This is a genomic window from Pseudoalteromonas sp. MQS005 (assembly GCF_001661605.1).
GTDB classification, from domain to species: Bacteria; Pseudomonadota; Gammaproteobacteria; order Enterobacterales; family Alteromonadaceae; genus Pseudoalteromonas; species Pseudoalteromonas tetraodonis.
Map to the genome: position 1 here is coordinate 115,071 of NZ_LYRQ01000001.1, position 16,950 is coordinate 132,020.

Sequence of the window (16,950 nt, forward strand, 5' to 3'; positions counted from 1 at the left end):
GGGATTTATAGCGCTATTAGACTGTGTTCTAACATAGTTTGAATTTGCTTTACTATTTTAGCTTCAGTTTCGGGTTCAAACTGAGCAATTCGTGGGGTGTGAATATGTCCTGTCGGAATATCTGAATTTAGCTGATTTCGCAGGCGAATACTGCGATACGAAATTTCGTTAGACAAATAACCACCGCCACCGCCTCGCACTGCAATAGCGTCTTTTAATTCATCGAAACTATTAGGCTCAAAGTCTTTTTTTAGGGTAATAACATGATGGTTATCATTAATAGGAAAAGGGCCTTTTGCGCTTAACATAGCGCTAACGGGTAAGCTAAATTCTACAAACTCAGTACCTGGTAATGGGCGGTCGTTCAAGCTTGGAATGAGCGGCGCTGTTTTACTGCCTCCATACACTACATTGGCGTTGTCGGGCGCTGTTACACTGCGGCGCTTGCCTGGAAAGCGCTCAAGGTCAAAGTCTTTACTACCCATGCTAACGGTAACCACCATATCAACATTATTAAGTGCGTAATAAGGGGCAAGTAAGGATTCTATAATACCGTGATCAAAGTCTTCATAACGCACAGGCACCATCACTGTGTTTATTTCAGCACTAATACCTTTATAGTTAATGACTTGGCCATCAAGAAGCAGTGCTGCAACACCCGATGGGTTGCTTTGGTTTATATTTCTATCAAGTAAAAACGGGTCAAATCCAGTCAATAATATTTTTTTAGAGGTGTTTTGTGAGTAGCTAAGATCGGTGCGACCCCGGCTGCCATTCTCTAGAAGTGTTAATAACACTGTTTGCTGCGCCGCGCTCAGCGAAAATGCAGGCTTTGTGGTGCGAATAATTTTGCTTGATTGTAAGCGAGCCCAGTAAAGTGCGCGATCATCTAAGTTTTGCGTTGTAGCAATGCGTTTTTTTGCACTAAACCATAATCGTTTTGAGTAGTCGTTAACGGCATCTACGGCTTGTGCATAGCTAGAGAGTGACTTGAAATGTTGTTTAAATTGACTAACTTCACCAGTAAATGCGTTGAGCACGCTAGGCATCGCTTGGCTGGCTTTTTCAATTCGCAATTCTTCTGGGGTTAGCGGTGTGTTTAAATTAGCTAACGCATTAGAAGAAGAAAAAATTAAGCTTGCAGCAATCAGTGTTTTTATCATGATGGTCCTAAACTGAGTCGTATTTGTTGTCTACTATCCTATGCCTAATAAGTGGGTGCAAATAAAATCGTTGGTTGGTTTTATGTTGCAAGAAGTATAAAACCGGCGTTAAATCAAAAACTACGGGTATTTTATTAAAAAGAGTCGAAACTCTGTGGTGGGTTTAGCTACAATGGTGGCTGTGTATTTTTTAGTTTTTTAATTTTAGGCAACTATGCAACTTATTCAAATAGATAAAGCTCGTTATCGTAAACATTTAAACCGCGTTATAGTCGGTTGTGCCGCAAGCTTAGCGATTGGTAGTTTAGCTATTTCACAAACGCTTATTGCATTATTTCCCGATGAAAGTGGTAGTCATTTTCATTGGAACTTATTAGGCGTAATTGTTACTAGTATTGGTATTGGCTGGTTGTTAAATAAATACCGTACACATCCTTTTATGACCGAGGTGGTGTATGTATGGGAGCTTAAACAAGCGCTTAATAAAATTACCCGCAAGATGGCAAAGCTTAAAGCGGCGGGACGTGAAGGTAATCCTGATGCGCTATTAGCCATTCACTATAGTTATGCAGGCTCACGCTTGTTATGGCAGCTTGACGATAACACCATCACCATGGATGATTTGGCGATTAAACAAGCCGAACTTGATAGCGTTGCGGCCAAGTTCAACTTAACCTTAAATGCCGATGACTACGATGACGCAATTTTAAAGCAGTTTTAATTTATAGGAATTACAATGAGCATAATTCTCTACGGTGTCCCGCTTTCTCCTTATGTACGTAAAGTACGTGTGTGTTTAGCGCATAAAAAACTCGACTATAAACTCGAAATAATCTCGCCGTTTAATCAACCTGACTGGTTTTTAGAACTTAACCCGCTAGGGCGTATTCCGGCGCTAAAAGACGGCGAGTTAAGCTTGGCGGATTCTAGCGTTATTTGCCAATATCTTGATGAAAAATACCCTAATTCAGCGTCTTTACTCGGTGATACTATAGAGCAACGTGCAGCCGTTCGCTGGTTAGAAAAATACGCAGATTACGAGCTGGCTCCTTTTGCAACATTTACGGTGTTTCAGCAACGTATTATTGCTCCCACAATGCAAAAGCCAACCGATGAAGCCTTAGTGCAAAGTGCATTAAATGAAAAACTACCGCCTTTATTTGATTATTTAGAAGGTTATTTAGGGGATAACGAGTTTTTTGTTGGCGAGAGCTTAACCCTTGCCGACATTGCTGTGAGCTGCCAGTTAATGAATATGGAGCATGGTGGTGAGCAACTTGATGAGTCGCGCTGGCCTAATCTTGCAGCATTGCATAGCCGTGTAAAACAGGGCACTGCCATGCACACAATGCTTGAAGGCGAGCAAAAAATATTAGCCTCGCTTAAGTAGCTTTTTAATGTTGGTGACTGGAATGTCGCTTATTTTACAAAATCTTAAACAATAAAGGAGCTATCATTGAAAAAAGTACTGATTGTTTGTTTGGGTAATATTTGTCGCTCACCGACGGCTGAGGCGGTATTAAAAGCACGAGCTAAAAAGTTAGGCGTTGATCTGCTAGTGGACTCGGCAGGGACTATTGGTCATCATGAAGGTAATCCGCCAGATAAGCGCTCTATGCAAGCTGGTGAAAAACGCGGTTATAGTTTTAAAGGTATTTTTTCACGCAAGGTGCGCAGTAGTGATTTTAGCGAGTTTGATTTAATTTTAGCAGCCGATAAACAAAACCTGACGGATCTAACCGCACGCTGCCCCGAGCATTTGCAATATAAGTTGGCGTTATTTTTAGAGTATGGCGAGCAAACACAAAGCGCAATTCCCGATCCTTACTATGGCGGTGATGATGGCTTTGAAAAGGTACTTGATTTAATAGAGGCCGCCAGCGATAACATTTTAGCTAAGTTAAAGTAGAATAAACTAAAAAGGCGCTTAAAGCGCCTTTGGTATGTTATTAACGGTTTACTTTAAAGTCGAGCTGTACTTTGGAAGTTGCTGCAACGGCTTTTCCATGTTCAAACTTAGGTGCATAACGCCATTGCGCTAATGCTTCTACTGCCGATTTTTCAAAGGCCATGCCACCTTCAGAACTAAGTACTTGCGGATTTTTTACAAAGCCAGACTCATCCACTTCAAACTCCATAACGACTTTTCCATCTTTACGAAAGCGCGCTTTGTTTGTAGGGTATTTAGGGTTAACGCGGTATAGCGGCGTTTGCTCTTGGCTTTCTTTCCACGGCACCATTTTAGCAATCGCGATACAATGTTTAGTGGCTTCATCGCTTTTGCCTTGTTTTTCATACAAGCCAATTAATCTTGAGTGTGCGGTAAGCTCGGCGTTGTGATCGTAACTTAAGCTTTCATCAAACACATTTACTACACGGTTAAGTCGTTCTATTGCTTGATCGTATCTTTTTCGACCTTCCGCAAATGACGCCATTAAAAAATCAGCTTTTATTTGTTCAACTGAGTTTTTAGGTAAGTTAGCCAGATAATACTCATCGGCTTCTTCTAGGTAGTTTTTAGCTTCTCGGTATTTTTCATAGCTGAATTTATTAGCTAATATGGTTGCCGCTTCTAGTTTCATATCAGCCACAAACTTAGGGTTGTTTTGTGTGTTTGCGATTGCTATCACTTGCTCTAAATAATAATCCGCTTTTTGAGCAGAAGGGGCAAAACTAGCCATACCGACTAAAGCATCAATGGTTTCAGGCGATTGCTTACCATGGTTAGTAGCTAAAATAGTATAGGCTTGTTGATATAGCGAAAAACGCTTTTCGATCCACTTTTTGCCATAGCCATTAATTGATTTTGCATAGTTAATCGCTAAGTTTGCGGTGTTATCAGCATTTTCACCGTAAACAGTTTTACCTGATGTGTAAGCCTGCTCCGCGGCTTGTTGCACATTTTCTTTGGTTTTAATCGCATTTAAATAATTTTGATACGCGTCGTTGAAAACGGTTTGAGCGTTATTTGCTTGCTCGGCAAATGACGTGGTGCTTAATAAAGATAAACTTAAGCCCATCAGTAATGCAAGTTTGTTTAGTTTCATAATGATCCCTATTATTTGTCGATAACAAGTTAGCAAATCCTTATATATATGTCATCACTTTAGGTAAATCAAGGTAAACGCTCGCTAGTAATATATTTGCGGTTAAAGATTGAAAATAGTCGCTACCGTCGCCATATATTTGCCATAAACAGTCTTGTACTACGGTGTATTTAATCTATTTTGTGATATTATCACTTTATCGTGTCGTAGTTTTTTAATATTTGGATTGGTCGTGGCGCAAGTAAGAGCAAGAGTCCAGCTTAATGTTGGCAAAAATAGTGATATTCCTGCAGAAATTATTTCCTTTAGTGGCTTAAAAGATGGCCAAGAGCATGTTGCGTTAGTGTTTAAAAACGCCGATACCGAGCAAGATGTTCCGCTTATTCGTATGCATTCTGAATGCTTAACCGGTGATGTGTTTCACTCGTCACGTTGTGATTGCGGTGAGCAGTTAAATGAGTGTATTGAAATGATGCACGAACAAGGCGGTATTTTACTTTATTTACGCCAAGAAGGGCGTGGTATTGGTTTATACAATAAAATTGATGCCTATGTACTGCAGTCACAAGGTATGAACACTTACGAGGCCAACAACCATTTGGGCTTTGCTGATGATTTACGTGATTTTTCGGATGCTGTGTTAATGCTCAATGCGCTTAATTTAAAGCATGTAAAATTAATGACTAACAATCCTAAAAAGCTTAACGCATTAAAAGATGCTGGCATAGAGGTGGACTCTGTTGTGGGCACTCATGCACACATTAAAGCTGGGCTTTCAGGTAACAAGGCGTATTTAGAGACTAAAATTAAGCATGGCTCTCATATGCTAGATATTAAGAAAATTAAAAAACCTTAGGGTCTGTTGACCTTTCAAGGTTAAATTTGCAGCAGTCTGTTTGGTATTTAGGCAAGGCAGAGCCTATGTGGTGTGGTTATTCCCCATAAATAGGCGATAACGCAGCATCAATGCCAAACAGGCGCTGCCCGAAGGGTTCTGCCTAGGGGCGATTTACTCTTTGTTGCTCGGTTTTGACTTAGCCCACTAGGTTACAAACCTCGCGCCGCGATTAAATCACCCCTAGTTTGAACAAATTTTAATCCGTAAAGGGCAACAGACCCTAATATTAACGGCATTTATCGCCGCCACCTCTGTAATACCAACCAACGCCGAGTTATACTCGGCGTGTTTTGTTTTAATTAAGAGCAAGTATGTCTACACAATTACGAATTTTTAAAGCGGATGCGGCATTAAAATGGTTTAAAGCGGGTTGGCTAATTTTTAAAACTCAGCCATTAACCTTTATCTTTATGCACTTGTTTATTGGCATTGTTGGCTTGTTGTCTTTATTTTTGCCGTTATTACAAATAGTCGCAGCATTGGCTACACCATTTTTAACCGCTGGTTTTTATCAAGCCGTGCTTACCAAGCAGCAAGGCGGAAAAATTATGTTAGCCGACATTTTGAAGCCCTTTTCAGCAAAAGGAAATCGGTTAGGCTTATTTCGCTTAGCGCTTTATCAAATGGGTGCCGGTATTTTAATTGCGCTGCTCGCCAATGGGTTATTTGCCGATGCGATGGCGGTTATGACGCAGCCTGACTTAGACCCTAATACAGCAATTAGCCAAATGCTTGAGAGTATTTCGTTTGCCAATGTGGCACTGTTTTTAATTGCGCTGTCGATATACTTTACTTCGTTTGCCTATGCGGTACCGCTGGTTTACTTTAATAAAGAACAACGTATTTTAAATGCCTTAAAAAGTTCGTTTATGGTGTTTTATTATAATATTTTACCATTGAGTGTTTATGGTATTATTTGCGCATTATTAATTGTGGTGTCGATGTTCTTATCGCTACTACCGCTGTTGATTTTAATGCCAATTTGCTACATTAGTTTCTTTGTTTCTTATCAGGCTATTTTTATGCCCGTTGTGCCACCAAGTGATGACAGTAACATTAAGCCTTTAAGTAGCGAGCAAAGCGGGCGCTTTGACGCTTAATGGATGATACGTTAAAACAAAAGTTAAAAAACTATGTGCTTTGGTTACTAGGAAGGCAAGAGTATTCGCGCCGAGAGTTAACCCAAAAGTTACAGCAAAGAGAAGCAACCGACGAGTTCATAGAGAACCTGCTAGATTGGTGCGAAAAGCACAATTTTATTAACGAGCAGCGTTACTGTGAAGGGTTTGTAAGAAAGCACATATTTAAATGCCATGGCTTAAAGCGAATTCAAAGTGAGGCCATGGGTAAAGGGATTGATAGAGCACTGCTTGAAACAGTGGTTGAAGAGCTGGAAATAGATTGGTTTGAGCTCGCGCAGGAAGCGTACAACAAAAAATATTCAACGACACCGGCAAACCTCGAGTACAAAGAAAAAGCTAAGCGCGTGCGCTACTTAATGTATCGAGGATTTAGCTATGATCAAATAAATTTTGCAATGCAAGCACAGTAAATACAGGTGAGACTTTCACATGCAGCACATGACTACCGCACAAATTAGGCAACAGTTTTTAGACTTTTTTGCCAGCAAGCAACACCAAGTTGTTCCTTCTAGTTCGCTTATACCGGGTAACGATGCCACGTTGTTATTTAATAATGCCGGTATGGTGCAATTTAAAGATGTATTTTTAGGCGCTGAAAGCCGCCCTTACACACGCGCAACCAGTTCGCAGCGTTGTGTGCGTGCCGGAGGTAAACATAACGATTTAGAAAACGTAGGTTACACAGCACGCCACCATACCTTTTTTGAAATGCTAGGTAATTTCAGCTTTGGTGATTACTTTAAGCAAGATGCAATTAAATTTGCGTGGGAGTTTTTAACTGAGGTTGTAAAACTACCAAAAGAAAAGCTGTTAGTAACTATTTACCATGATGACGAAGAAGCCTTTGGCTACTGGGCTAACGATATAGGCTTACCTGAAGATCGTATTATTCGTATTGCAACGAGCGATAACTTTTGGTCTATGGGTGATACGGGTCCTTGTGGTCCATGTTCTGAAATATTTTATGATCACGGCGAGCATATTTGGGGCGGTCCTCCGGGCACACCTGAAGAAGATGGTGACCGTTTCATTGAAATTTGGAACTTAGTATTTATGCAATACAACCGTCAAAGCGACGGGACTATGGAGCCACTTCCTAAGCAATCAGTTGATACAGGTATGGGCCTTGAGCGTATTTCAGCTATTTTACAAGGTGTGCATTCAAACTACGAAATCGACTTATTCCAAGGCTTAATTGCGGCCGCTGCAAGCGTTACCAATGCACAAGATATGGATGATAAATCACTTCGCGTGGTAGCCGATCATATTCGTTCGTGTGCATTTTTAATTTCAGATGGGGTTATGCCATCAAACGAAGGCCGTGGTTATGTATTGCGTCGTATTATTCGTCGTGCAGTACGTCACGGTAATAAGTTAGGTGCTAAAGGCGCGTTTTTCTATAAATTGGTTGCTGCACTTATTGAGCAAATGGGTCAAGCGTACCCAGAGCTTGCTAAGCAACAAGAAATTATTGAAAAAGTACTACGTATTGAAGAAGAGCAGTTTGGTAAAACGCTTGAGCGTGGTTTAGCTATTTTAGAAGAAAGCTTAAGTGATTTAACCGGGGATGTGATCCCGGGTGACTTAGTATTTAAGCTTTACGATACCTATGGTTTCCCTGCTGATTTAACAGCCGATGTTGCGCGTGAGCGCCAGATGACGATTGACCATCAAGGTTTTGAAGCATGCATGGCAGTACAACGTAAAACTGCACAACAAGCGGGTAAGTTTGGGGCTGATTACAATGACCAATTAAAATCAGACAAGCACACTGACTTTAAAGGCTACGATAGCACTCATTACAGTGGCACAGTGGTAGAAATTTTTGCCGGTGGCGAAGCTGTATCATTACTTGAAGATGGTCAACAAGGTATTATTGTTTTAGACCGTACTCCGTTTTACGCTGAATCAGGCGGCCAAATTGGTGATAGCGGAACAATCACAGTAGCCGGCGGTGAGTTTGTGGTGACTAATACCACTAAACTGGGTAATGCTTTTGCTCACCATGGAACAGTTCAAGGGCGTATTGGCGTTAACGATAAAGTGGATGCAACTATTGACGATGCGCGCCGTGACAGTATTAAGAAAAACCACACCGCTACGCATATTTTGCATGAAGCACTGCGTCAGCTTTTAGGTGAGCACGTATCGCAAAAAGGTTCACTTGTGCAGCCAGATCGTCTCCGTTTTGACTTCTCACATTTTGAAGCGGTGACTAAACAAGAACTGCGCGAAATTGAGCGCGTAGTGAATGACGAAATTCGTCGTAACTTTGCTCTTAACACTGAGCTAATGGCAATTGATGATGCTAAAGCAAAAGGTGCAATGGCACTGTTTGGCGAAAAGTACGATGACGAAGTACGCGTTGTGACTATTGGTGATTACTCAATCGAGCTTTGTGGTGGTACACACGTAGAGCGTGCGGGTGACATTGGTTTATTCAAAATTGTATCTGAAAGCGGTATTGCTGCTGGTGTTCGTCGAATTGAAGCGGTAACAGGTGCAGAGGCAATTGCTTATGTAAGCGAGCAAGAACAACAATTAGCTGATGTTGCAGCGCTTGTAAAAGGTGACAATGCGTCAGTGCTTGAAAAAGTAACTGCCTTACTTGAAAAGTCGAAAGGGCTTGAAAAACAAGTTGCCCAGCTTAACGATAAACTAGCCAGTGCGGCAGGTGCATCGTTACTTGATTCAGTGGTTGAAATTAACGGGGTTAAACTGTTAGTGGCCAACGTTGAGGGCACAGAATCAAAAGCGCTTCGCGGTATGGTTGATGACCTTAAAAATAAAATTGGCTCAGGTGTTATTGCCTTAGGTGTTGCCAGTGGCGACAAAGTAAGCCTAATTGCGGGTGTAACTAAAGACTTAACTGGCAAAGTAAAAGCGGGTGAGTTAGTTAATCACATGGCAGGCCAAGTCGGTGGTAAAGGCGGCGGTCGTCCAGATATGGCGCAAGCGGGTGGTTCTGAGCCACAAAATTTAACTGCAGCACTTGATAGCGTAACAGCTTGGTTAACTGAGCGTACTTAAGCTTAAGTGGCACTTATAGTTCAAAAATTTGGCGGCACTTCGGTAGGCTCAATAGAGCGTATTGAAGCGGTCGCCGACCTTGTTGTTAAAACCAAGCAACAAGGCCACCAAGTGGTGGTGGTGCTTTCGGCAATGTCGGGAGAAACCAATCGCTTAATTAATCTTGCCAAACAAATCGACTCTCGCCCGAGTAGTCGTGAACTCGATGTATTACTCAGTACCGGTGAACAAGTCTCTATTGCTTTATTAGCGATGGCCATTATTAAACGCGGCCATTCAGCGGTAAGCTTACTAGCCGATCAAGTGAATATATTAACCGATAACATGTTCGGTAAAGCCCGTGTAGAAGAAGTTGCGGCAACGCGTTTAAAACATGAACTTGAACATAACCGTATTGCTATTATTGCCGGCTTTCAGGGGCGCGATATTGAGGGCAACGTGACCACGCTTGGGCGTGGTGGCACCGATACCTCTGCGGTTGAAATTGCTGGTGCAATAAAAGCAGATGAGTGTCAGATCTATACCGATGTTGATGGCGTATATACTACAGACCCGCGTGTGGAACCTAACGCACGACGTTTAAGTCATGTCACCTTTGCTGAAATGCTTGAGCTGGCAAGTTTAGGCGCTAAAGTGTTACATATTCGCTCTGTAGAATCTGCTGGTAAACACAATGTTCCTCTGCGGGTGTTATCTAGCTTTAAACCCGATGAAGGCACGTTAATTAGTTTTGAGGAGAGCGACGTGACAAGCAATGTCGTATCGGGTATTGCATTTAATCGAGATGAGTGCTTAATTAAGGTGCATGGAATGCCGCAAGGCACCAAACATCTTGCAAAAGTTTTGAAACTTTTTGCTGATAATGGCATCGAAATAGATATGATTAATCAAATTAATCATAAAGTTGAAAAAGTCGACTATGCTTTTACTGTGCATTTAAATGATTACTTAAACGCACTTGATTTGTTAACGGCTGAGCAACAGCAATTTGACGCACAGGCAATTGACGGATTGACCAATGTGGCGAAAGTGTCAGCGGTGGGTATGGGGATGAAATCTCATTCCGGGGTAGCGAGTTTATTTTTTGATTCGCTAGCACAAGAAAACATTGATGTGATGTTTGTTGCCACCTCAGAGATCAAAATTTCAGTTTTAATAGATGAAAAATACCTAGAGCTGGCTGTTCGTGCATTACATAAGACATTTTTAACAGAAAATGAATAGATTGAGAGTTTTTACTTACTTTTTAGTCTAATTTTAATTAAAATGTTTGTGCGGAATCTTATAATTTTATTGGAACATGGGAGCAAGAGAATGCTAATACTAACTCGTAGAGTAGGCGAGACCCTTATGATTGGTGACGAAGTAACCGTTACTGTTCTAGGTGTTAAAGGAAATCAAGTTCGTATCGGTGTTAACGCACCTAAAGACGTATCAGTTCATCGTGAAGAAATTTACATGCGCATACAAGCTGAAAAGTCTAACCCTAATCCGGGCAATGCTTAATCAACATAGTATAAAATGTGCTAGTTAATATAACTATGACATTTGTAAAAGCCACTCATTGAGTGGCTTTTTTGTTTATAAAATCAATCGTTTCTTCGTCGAGTATTGCCTTAGAAATGTATTGCATACCGCTTTTACTTTTTAACAATAGTCCACAATCTGTAGTAATAATTTCGTTAATGTCGTGCCAAGCTAACTGGTAATTTTTGTAATGATTGGTTGATTTTATTCCGTCTTCGTCGAAGGTGAGAGTGACTTCAGAACCAGACGCTCTGCTTAGCATTTGCCTGGTAACCCACCATGGGCGGCGATAGTAAAAGGCGATGCATTCGAGTAGGGCTAGCATCAGCAAAAATGTACCTAGGTAATGATCTCCTAAACCATAAATACCAAATAATCCCAATACAACAAGCAGTGCTAATAAAAAATATTTAGGTTGCGCGCGTTTACTATAAGGCAGCGATTGGTCGAAGCATTCATAAAAGTAAGGTTTATCGAGTTTATAGGTTGTCGTAAATACCATGCATCTATACTTAAAAGCTATTTTTTATCATTTTAGCAAGCTATGTGGTAAATGCGCAGCATAAAAAGAATTAATAGTTCAGAGTTTATAATTAATGGGTAGCAACTTGGCGACTAATACTAAACACAAAAAAAAAGCGACCAAATGGTCGCTTTTTAAAAAGGGGGCTGAATTAGCAATTTGTTTCTTCAGCGTTGACACCTTCTTTTACTTCTTCACAGGCATCTTCTACTTTATTTTGAACATCTGTCACGGCTTCGTCGATGCGTTCACCGGCTTCTTCTGCATGATTGTCTTCACAACCCATAATAAATGCACTTGCGAATAGGCCAATAGCTGCTGCTTTAAGTGTTGATGATTTCATAATGTAATTCCTTGTATATAAATTTAAAAAGTTCGTTGTTTCTTATCTACCTGGGGCTTTTACCACGTAAAGCGCCAGAGACAAGTGAAATAACCAGTAAAACTAAAAAGATAAAAAATATGATCTTAGCAATTCCTGCTGCGGCTCCTGCAATACCACCAAATCCTAAAACGGCTGCGATTAGTGCGATCACCAAAAATGTAATTGTCCAGCGTAACATTGTCATCTCCTTGATTTATCTAAGTGTTAAAGTGTTGTTTTTATATAAGCGAGTAATATGCCAGTGTTTTATTTTGTTTTAAATCAATGGTTTAACTTGTCTTTTTGAGTTTGGCTTTATATTAGGTTGGTAATTTTTACGGTTTTATCTGTAACTTATTCACAGTGGTGTCGGATGAGATAATAAATAGTTTTTACAGTCGTTATTTTGGTAAGACCAATTAACATTTGCTTTGGCAGTTTTTAGTGGATTAGCTCATTAGGTATATTTTTATGTGTTTTTACAGAATATTAGGGTTTTTATATATTCTTTGTTTATAACGAACATTTTTACCATCTATATATATAGGTTAAATAAGCTATTTTAGGTGGTGTTAACCTTATTGGTGATATGTTACTTTTAGATTAATTGGTTTTACCAATTTACAATGTGTAGACAAAAGAATAGTTTTTGTTACTATTGGTGAATATTTATTTAAATAAACTGACTTTTTATGTATTCAGTTTTGAACAGGGGAGAATTATGGATATAGGGGCTTTGCTCACAACTGCAGGCAATTTAATGCTAACCGGTATGGTGGGGGTGTTTGTATTTCTTTCTTTATTGATTGGTGCAGTGACAGTTATGTCTAAGCTGGCTAGCAAATTTTCTCAGCCAGAACTTGAAGTATCACAGAGAACACCATCTTTTAAATCTCAAGGTGTGCCAAATGAGCACATCGCTGCAATTAGTGCTGCCATTGCTCAGTACAAAACAAATAATAATTAGAGGAGCATACCAATGGCTAAATTAAAAATAACAGAACTCGTACTTCGAGACGCACATCAGTCGCTTTTAGCTACCCGCATGCGATTAGACGACATGTTACCTATTGCAAAAAAAATTGATGACGCAGGTTATTGGTCTATAGAGTCTTGGGGTGGGGCTACCTTTGACTCATGTATTCGTTATTTAGGCGAAGATCCGTGGGAGCGTATTCGCGCGCTTAAAAAGGCGATGCCAAATACACCCCAGCAAATGTTACTTCGCGGTCAAAACTTATTGGGGTATCGCCATTATGCTGATGACGTTGTTGAAAAGTTTGTTGAGCGCGCACACAAAAATGGCGTAGACGTATTTCGTATTTTTGATGCCATGAATGATGTACGTAACTTAGAAACTGCCATAAAAGCGGCGGTTAAAGTAGGCGCGCATGCCCAAGGTACGATTTCTTACACGGTAAGCCCAGTACACACATTGGATATGTGGCTAACACTTGCTAAGCAGCTTGAAGAATTAGGTTGTCATTCAATTTGTATTAAAGATATGGCGGGATTGCTTAAGCCTTACGATGCAGAAAAACTGATTAAAGGCTTAAAAGAAACGGTTTCAATTCCTATTGCCATGCAATGTCATGCAACAACGGGTTTAAGTACCGCAACGTATCAAAAAGCGATTGATGCCGGTATTGATATGCTCGATACGGCTGTATCGTCTATGAGTATGACTTATGGTCATTCAGCAACTGAAACAATTGCTGCAATCGTGGAAGGTACTGAGCGTGATACTGGGCTTGATTTAAACCACCTTGAAGAAATTGCAGCTTACTTTAGAGACGTACGTAAAAAGTACGCTGCGTTTGAAGGCAGTTTAAAAGGTGTTGATGGCCGAATTTTATTAGCCCAAGTGCCAGGTGGTATGTTAACTAACATGGAAAATCAGCTTAAAGAGCAAGGCGCTGCTGATAAACTAAACGAAGTATTACTTGAAATTCCACGGGTGCGTGAGGATTTGGGCTTTATTCCACTCGTTACACCGACCTCGCAAATTGTTGGTACTCAGGCAGTACTTAATGTGCTTACTGGCGAGCGCTATAAAACCATCACCAAAGAAACCGCTGGCGTATTAAAAGGTGAGTATGGTTCAACACCTGCTCCTATGAATAAAGAGTTACAAGAGCGTGTACTTGATGGCAGCGAAGCAATTACCTGTCGCCCTGCAGATGTGATTAAACCTGAACTTGAAACGCTTGAGGCTGAATTAAGTAAACTTGCGCAAGATCAAGGCTTAACGCTTGCTGATGAGCAAATTGATGATGTGCTCACGTATGCCTTATTCCCACAAATTGGTTTGAAGTTTATTAAAAACCGCAATAACCCTGACGCATTTGAACCTGTTCCTAGCGCTGATGATAGCGCCAATAAAGCACCTGAAAAATCAGCGGCAAACAATAAAGGCGTTAAGGCTGAGCAATACAGCGTTAAAGTAGATGGCAAAGTATACGATGTCGTGGTTGCTCAAGGCGGTGAGCTTAAAGAGGTGACGCTAAAAGACTCTGAGCATATTCCACAGTCGGCATCAGTTGCCTCAGGTGAAACTCTTAATGCGCCACTTGCCGGTAATATCTTTAAAATTAAAGTAAAGCCAGGTCAGGTAGTAAATGAAGGTGATGTGGTGATTATTATGGAAGCCATGAAAATGGAAACCGAAGTACGCGCCATGCATACCGGTACAATTGCAGACGTGCTTGTCTCTGAAGGTGATTCAGTGTCAACCGGCGATGCAATGATTGCATTAGCTTAAGGAGTAATTAGAGGATGGATGGTATTTTAAACCTCTGGCATGCCACAGGCATTGCTAACTTTACATTTCCTGGGCTGATCATGATTGCCGTTGGTTGTTTGTTATTATTTTTAGCTATAGTTAAAAACTTTGAGCCGCTACTATTACTGCCCATTGGTTTTGGGGCTATTTTAACTAATATTCCTGTGGCGGGCTTATCTGACCCTGGTGGCTTACTTTATTATGTTTACTATGTAGGTATTGATACCGGAATTTTTCCGTTATTGATATTTATGGGAGTGGGCGCGCTCACTGACTTTAGTGCCTTAATTGCAAATCCGCGTATGTTGTTATTAGGTGCTGCGGCGCAGTTTGGTATTTTTGCTACCTTATTTGGGGCTATTTTACTTAACTTTATTCCAGGGTTTGAGTTTAGTTTACAAGATGCGTCAGCAATTGCCATTATTGGTGGCGCAGATGGGCCAACTGCTATCTTTTTAGCGTCAAAATTGGCACCTGACTTATTAGGGGCTATAGCCGTAGCTGCCTACTCATACATGGCACTGGTGCCTATTATTCAGCCTCCAATTATGCGTGCGTTTACCACGCCTGAGGAACGTAAAATTCAAATGCCAGAGCTGCGTAAAGTATCTAAAAAGGAAAAAATTATTTTCCCACTGATGGTGCTTACTTTAACTGCCATATTCTTACCTGCGGCAATTCCGCTGGTTGGTATGTTCTGTTTAGGCAACTTAATGCGTGAGTCGGGTGTAGTTGATAGGCTCAGCAACAGTGCGCAAAACGAAATTATTAATATCACCACCATATTTCTAGGACTAGCGGTAGGCTCTAAGCTTGCTGCCGAGCAGTTCTTAACAGTAGAAACTATTGGTATTTTGGTACTGGGTGCACTGGCGTTTGCTATTGGTACGGCCTCAGGTGTATTTATGGCTAAAGGCTTAAATAAGATATCAAAAACCCCCATAAACCCATTAATTGGTGCTGCGGGTGTATCCGCTGTGCCTATGGCAGCACGTGTTGTTAATAAGGTTGGGCTTGAAAATAACCCGCATAACTTCTTATTAATGCATGCCATGGGGCCTAACGTTGCAGGGGTGCTTGGTAGTGCTGTTGCAGCAGGTATTTTACTCGCTCTTGTGGGTTAAATATAATTTAGACTCAACCTATTAGCGCAGTTTACTGCGCTTTTTTTTGCATAAAATTCACTGTTTTGACTTAAGCGGTTTCTTGTACAGAGTTTTTTGTTTAAAGTAGCTATTCTTCATTTAAATTCTTAAAGGTTACTGGTATGCATCATACTCCATTGGCAAAATATCTCCCGAATGTAAGCAAACTTGTTTTTGGCTGTATGGGTTTGGGAGGCGCATGGAATAAAGATGCGATCACTAGTGCGCATTTGCAACAAGCTCATTCATGCATAGATGCCGCCATTGAAGGCGGAATTAACTTTTTCGATCATGCTGATATTTATACTTTAGGGAAAGCCGAGCATGTTTTTGGTCAAGCTCTGGCCGAGCGTCCTGAGCTTAGAGAACAAATGTATATTCAGTCTAAGTGTGGTATTCGCTTTGCTGATGATAAACACCCACAACGTTATGACTTTTCAGCTGATTGGATTGAGCGCTCGGTAGAGGGCTCACTTAAACGATTAAATACCGACTACTTAGATGTGCTTATGCTGCATCGCCCAGATCCTTTAATGGAAGTAGAGGAAGTTGCACAAGTTTTTAGTTGCTTAAAAGAAAGTGGCAAAGTGCGTCATTTTGCGGTGTCTAATATGTCGCAATATCAAATACGGTTTTTACAACGCGCTTTAGATATGCCGATTGTGGCCAATCAAATCGAAGCGAGTTTACAAAAGCATCAATGGGTTGATGAAGGCGTTTATGTAGGTAATGCCGACGGCAAGGATATTAACTTTACCCCAGGCAATATTGAATATTGCCGTGAGCATGAAATTCAGATTCAAAGTTGGGGCAGTTTATGCCAAGGCTTATACTCTGGTGGTGATTTATCAAAGGCCTCGCCTGCAGATATTAATACCAGCATTTTAGTCAGTAAGCTTGCCATACTCTATGGTACAACAGCAGAAGCGATTGTATTAGCATGGTTGTTGCGCCACCCAGCATCAATTCAACCAATTATTGGCACCACGAATATAGAGCGTATAAAAGCATCCTGTGATGCTGTTAATGTTAACTTAAGTCGTGAGCATTGGTACGAGCTATATATCAGCGCGAAAGGCTGCGCTTTACCATAACCTGATGTAGGGTGATGATATGAACATATTTGTTATTTTAATTAGCTTAGTCATTGCTTTGGTGATCATTATTCCTTTGCTAGAAAGGTACCAAAGTAAAATGGGGCTAGAGGGTGCTACCAAATACAGCAAGTATATTTGGCCATTAGTCATGATATCTTTGGTTGTGCAGCTAATTTATGTACTTGTAAATTAAGTTTGAAACTTAAATATCACACACAAAAAAGCCTTTGCG

19 protein-coding genes are annotated in these 16,950 nt (G+C 40.7%); 14 read left to right on the forward strand and 5 right to left on the reverse strand.

The genetic code is table 11. The features are described from left to right. Positions 1–5: 5 nt before the first annotated feature. Positions 6–1,163 (reverse strand): hypothetical protein, encoded by a 1,158-nt coding sequence (locus tag A9479_RS00575; protein ID WP_064662443.1) that lies wholly within the window; start codon positions 1,161–1,163, stop codon positions 6–8. Positions 1,164–1,377: 214 nt separating this feature from the next. On the opposite strand from A9479_RS00575, the gene A9479_RS00580 reads away from it, so the two are divergent. The 3 genes from A9479_RS00580 (at position 1,378) to A9479_RS00590 (ending at position 3,072) form a co-directional block, all read left to right on the forward strand. Further along, on the forward strand, positions 1,378–1,884 hold the full coding sequence (locus A9479_RS00580; RefSeq protein WP_064662444.1) for a DUF3087 domain-containing protein: 507 nt from the start codon (positions 1,378–1,380) through the stop codon (positions 1,882–1,884). A 15-nt stretch (positions 1,885–1,899) separates the two neighbouring features. Further along, positions 1,900–2,553, forward strand: a complete 654-nt coding sequence (locus tag A9479_RS00585; protein ID WP_064662445.1) for a glutathione S-transferase family protein — start codon at positions 1,900–1,902, stop codon at positions 2,551–2,553. A 66-nt stretch (positions 2,554–2,619) separates the two neighbouring features. Continuing rightward, entirely contained in the window at positions 2,620–3,072 is a 453-nt protein-coding gene (locus tag A9479_RS00590; RefSeq protein ID WP_064662446.1) for a low molecular weight protein-tyrosine-phosphatase, read from the forward strand. Between the two features lie 40 nt (positions 3,073–3,112). Here A9479_RS00590 and A9479_RS00595 read toward each other — a convergent pair whose 3' ends face one another. After that, entirely contained in the window at positions 3,113–4,210 is a 1,098-nt protein-coding gene (locus tag A9479_RS00595) for a TonB family protein (RefSeq protein ID WP_064662447.1), read from the reverse strand. Positions 4,211–4,442: 232 nt separating this feature from the next. Between A9479_RS00595 and ribA the strand changes: the two genes are divergently transcribed. The 6 genes from ribA to csrA all read left to right on the forward strand — a co-directional run bounded on the left by ribA (position 4,443) and on the right by csrA (position 10,786). After that, positions 4,443–5,066, forward strand: a complete 624-nt coding sequence (gene ribA / locus A9479_RS00600) for a GTP cyclohydrolase II (RefSeq protein ID WP_008465954.1) — start codon at positions 4,443–4,445, stop codon at positions 5,064–5,066. Between the two features lie 353 nt (positions 5,067–5,419). After that, on the forward strand, positions 5,420–6,208 hold the full coding sequence (locus tag A9479_RS00605; protein ID WP_008465956.1) for a BPSS1780 family membrane protein: 789 nt from the start codon (positions 5,420–5,422) through the stop codon (positions 6,206–6,208). Then, a complete protein-coding gene (locus tag A9479_RS00610; protein WP_028834383.1) occupies positions 6,208–6,660 on the forward strand; it encodes a regulatory protein RecX in 453 nt (150 codons plus the stop codon). The genes A9479_RS00605 and A9479_RS00610 overlap by 1 nt, the downstream gene beginning before the upstream one ends. Before the next feature lie 19 nt (positions 6,661–6,679). Beyond that, the gene (gene alaS, locus A9479_RS00615; protein ID WP_013464125.1) at positions 6,680–9,280 is read left to right on the forward strand and encodes an alanine--tRNA ligase; all 2,601 of its coding nucleotides are present in this window, start codon (positions 6,680–6,682) and stop codon (positions 9,278–9,280) included. Between the two features lie 6 nt (positions 9,281–9,286). Next, a complete protein-coding gene (locus A9479_RS00620) occupies positions 9,287–10,504 on the forward strand; it encodes an aspartate kinase (RefSeq protein WP_013464126.1) in 1,218 nt (405 codons plus the stop codon). Positions 10,505–10,594: 90 nt separating this feature from the next. Beyond that, positions 10,595–10,786 (forward strand): carbon storage regulator CsrA, encoded by a 192-nt coding sequence (gene csrA / locus A9479_RS00625; protein WP_004587515.1) that lies wholly within the window; start codon positions 10,595–10,597, stop codon positions 10,784–10,786. A gap of 55 nt (positions 10,787–10,841) precedes the next feature. Here the strand turns inward: csrA and A9479_RS00630 are convergent, their stop codons facing one another. The 3 genes from A9479_RS00630 to A9479_RS00640 form a co-directional block, all read right to left on the reverse strand. Further along, the gene (locus tag A9479_RS00630; protein ID WP_008115132.1) at positions 10,842–11,309 is read right to left on the reverse strand and encodes a YcxB family protein; all 468 of its coding nucleotides are present in this window, start codon (positions 11,307–11,309) and stop codon (positions 10,842–10,844) included. A 172-nt stretch (positions 11,310–11,481) separates the two neighbouring features. After that, positions 11,482–11,673: a hypothetical protein gene (locus tag A9479_RS00635; RefSeq protein WP_013464127.1), complete on the reverse strand. Its 192-nt coding sequence runs from the start codon at positions 11,671–11,673 to the stop codon at positions 11,482–11,484. Between the two features lie 46 nt (positions 11,674–11,719). Further along, on the reverse strand, positions 11,720–11,893 hold the full coding sequence (locus tag A9479_RS00640; RefSeq protein ID WP_002961939.1) for a DUF1328 domain-containing protein: 174 nt from the start codon (positions 11,891–11,893) through the stop codon (positions 11,720–11,722). 522 nt (positions 11,894–12,415) lie between these two features. Between A9479_RS00640 and A9479_RS00645 the strand changes: the two genes are divergently transcribed. The 5 genes from A9479_RS00645 (at position 12,416) to A9479_RS19900 (ending at position 16,911) form a co-directional block, all read left to right on the forward strand. Continuing rightward, the gene (locus tag A9479_RS00645) at positions 12,416–12,661 is read left to right on the forward strand and encodes an OadG family protein (protein ID WP_013464128.1); all 246 of its coding nucleotides are present in this window, start codon (positions 12,416–12,418) and stop codon (positions 12,659–12,661) included. Between the two features lie 12 nt (positions 12,662–12,673). Further along, a complete protein-coding gene (gene oadA / locus A9479_RS00650; RefSeq protein WP_064662448.1) occupies positions 12,674–14,455 on the forward strand; it encodes a sodium-extruding oxaloacetate decarboxylase subunit alpha in 1,782 nt (593 codons plus the stop codon). 14 nt (positions 14,456–14,469) lie between these two features. After that, entirely contained in the window at positions 14,470–15,600 is a 1,131-nt protein-coding gene (locus A9479_RS00655) for a sodium ion-translocating decarboxylase subunit beta (protein WP_064662449.1), read from the forward strand. A 143-nt stretch (positions 15,601–15,743) separates the two neighbouring features. Then, on the forward strand, positions 15,744–16,715 hold the full coding sequence (locus A9479_RS00660) for an aldo/keto reductase family oxidoreductase (protein WP_064662450.1): 972 nt from the start codon (positions 15,744–15,746) through the stop codon (positions 16,713–16,715). 19 nt (positions 16,716–16,734) lie between these two features. Continuing rightward, a complete protein-coding gene (locus A9479_RS19900) occupies positions 16,735–16,911 on the forward strand; it encodes a hypothetical protein (RefSeq protein ID WP_197019864.1) in 177 nt (58 codons plus the stop codon). Positions 16,912–16,950 lie beyond the last annotated feature (39 nt).

Bases quoted from the DNA above. Each gene is read 5' to 3' on its own strand.
- A9479_RS00575 (WP_064662443.1), bottom strand. From the start codon at position 1,163: ATGATAAAAACACTGATTGCTGCAAGCTTAATTTTTTCTTCTTCTAAT.
- csrA (WP_004587515.1), top strand. From the start codon at position 10,595: ATGCTAATACTAACTCGTAGAGTAGGCGAGACCCTTATGATTGGTGAC.
- A9479_RS00585 (WP_064662445.1), top strand. From the start codon at position 1,900: ATGAGCATAATTCTCTACGGTGTCCCGCTTTCTCCTTATGTACGTAAA.
- A9479_RS00595 (WP_064662447.1), bottom strand. From the start codon at position 4,210: ATGAAACTAAACAAACTTGCATTACTGATGGGCTTAAGTTTATCTTTA.
- A9479_RS00635 (WP_013464127.1), bottom strand. From the start codon at position 11,673: ATGAAATCATCAACACTTAAAGCAGCAGCTATTGGCCTATTCGCAAGT.
- A9479_RS00640 (WP_002961939.1), bottom strand. From the start codon at position 11,893: ATGTTACGCTGGACAATTACATTTTTGGTGATCGCACTAATCGCAGCC.
- A9479_RS00645 (WP_013464128.1), top strand. From the start codon at position 12,416: ATGGATATAGGGGCTTTGCTCACAACTGCAGGCAATTTAATGCTAACC.
- A9479_RS00660 (WP_064662450.1), top strand. From the start codon at position 15,744: ATGCATCATACTCCATTGGCAAAATATCTCCCGAATGTAAGCAAACTT.
- A9479_RS19900 (WP_197019864.1), top strand. From the start codon at position 16,735: ATGAACATATTTGTTATTTTAATTAGCTTAGTCATTGCTTTGGTGATC.
- A9479_RS00630 (WP_008115132.1), bottom strand. From the start codon at position 11,309: ATGGTATTTACGACAACCTATAAACTCGATAAACCTTACTTTTATGAA.
- A9479_RS00605 (WP_008465956.1), top strand. From the start codon at position 5,420: ATGTCTACACAATTACGAATTTTTAAAGCGGATGCGGCATTAAAATGG.
- oadA (WP_064662448.1), top strand. From the start codon at position 12,674: ATGGCTAAATTAAAAATAACAGAACTCGTACTTCGAGACGCACATCAG.
- A9479_RS00580 (WP_064662444.1), top strand. From the start codon at position 1,378: ATGCAACTTATTCAAATAGATAAAGCTCGTTATCGTAAACATTTAAAC.
- A9479_RS00655 (WP_064662449.1), top strand. From the start codon at position 14,470: ATGGATGGTATTTTAAACCTCTGGCATGCCACAGGCATTGCTAACTTT.
- A9479_RS00610 (WP_028834383.1), top strand. From the start codon at position 6,208: ATGGATGATACGTTAAAACAAAAGTTAAAAAACTATGTGCTTTGGTTA.
- alaS (WP_013464125.1), top strand. From the start codon at position 6,680: ATGCAGCACATGACTACCGCACAAATTAGGCAACAGTTTTTAGACTTT.